Origin of the sequence: Pyxidicoccus fallax, assembly GCF_012933655.1 — a bacterium.
In the GTDB taxonomy this organism is placed as follows: domain Bacteria; phylum Myxococcota; class Myxococcia; order Myxococcales; family Myxococcaceae; genus Myxococcus; species Myxococcus fallax.
This window is the reverse complement of the sequence record NZ_JABBJJ010000724.1, coordinates 1-1,010: the sequence shown is the minus strand read 5'-3', so window position 1 is coordinate 1,010 and position 1,010 is coordinate 1. Positions and strand designations below refer to the sequence as shown.

The 1,010-nt window shown below is 76.9% G+C and carries 1 protein-coding gene; it reads left to right on the top strand.

Annotated features, from left to right (window positions below):
- Positions 1-90: 90 nt before the first annotated feature.
- Positions 91-1,010 (top strand): MFS transporter (locus HG543_RS53820; RefSeq protein ID WP_169352697.1); only part of this gene is annotated, 920 nt, incomplete at its 3' end.

The window sequence follows — 1,010 nt, the reverse complement described above, 5'->3', positions numbered from 1 at the left end:
CCTCTCCCCCGCCCGTGACGCCATTGGCACGCTTCCCAGGGATGCGCGCGGCAGATGCGCGCGGAGGCATTCCGGGTTAGCAGGGAGCCCATGTCGGAACAGGCCGGGGTGATGGAGGACGGAGGGGCTGGGCAGCGCGCACTCTGGGCGGAGGCGGGCTGGCGCCGCTGGGTGGCGGCCTCCGCGGCGGCCCGCCTGAGCGGGACGATGGCGGCCTTCGCGCTGCTGCTGGCGGGCGAGCTGGCCACGGGCTCCTATGCCTCCGGCGCGTGGATGGCGAGCGCCTACGCCTTCGGGGCGGCCGCCGCGGCGCCCTTCCGGGGGCGGGCCATGGACCGGCGCCGGCTGCCGGACGGGCTGACGGCGCCGATGCTGGGCATGGCCGGGCTGAGCCTGGCCCTGGCGGCGGCCTGTGTCGTCCGGGCGCCGCTGCCACTGCTGTTGGGGCTGTCGCTGGCGCTGGGCGTGGTGCCCGCGGGGGTGTTCGGCGCGTACCGGGCGCTGATGCCCGCGGTGCTGCCGGCCCGGCTGCTGGAGCCGGCCTTCTCCATCGACGCGGTGCTGGTGGAGGTGCAGTGGATTATCGGCCCGCCGCTGGTGGGTGCGCTCGCGCTGGTCCACCCCGCCCTGGCACTCGTCGTCATGGCGGCGTGCAACGTGGGCGCCGCGCTGCTCAACCGGCGCATGCCGGGCCGCGAGCCGCCCCCGGCCTCCACCGCCCCCGGTGAGCGCGCGTCGCTGATCCCCTTCCGCACCGGGCTGCCCGGCCTCGTCTACCTCTGCGTCATCTCCAATGGGGTGAGCTGGGGCCTGGTGGACGCGGCCATCCCGCCGCGCCTGGACGCGCTGGGGGTGGGCGCGGAGGCCTGGGGGATGATGGCCGCGCTGCTCTCCGTCACCAGCGTGGTGGGCGGGCTGGCGATGGCGCAGGCGCGGCGGCCGGGCTCGGACGGGGCGGCGATGCGGCGCGCGCTCCTGTTCCTCGTGCTGTGGGGCGCGCTGCTGGTGCC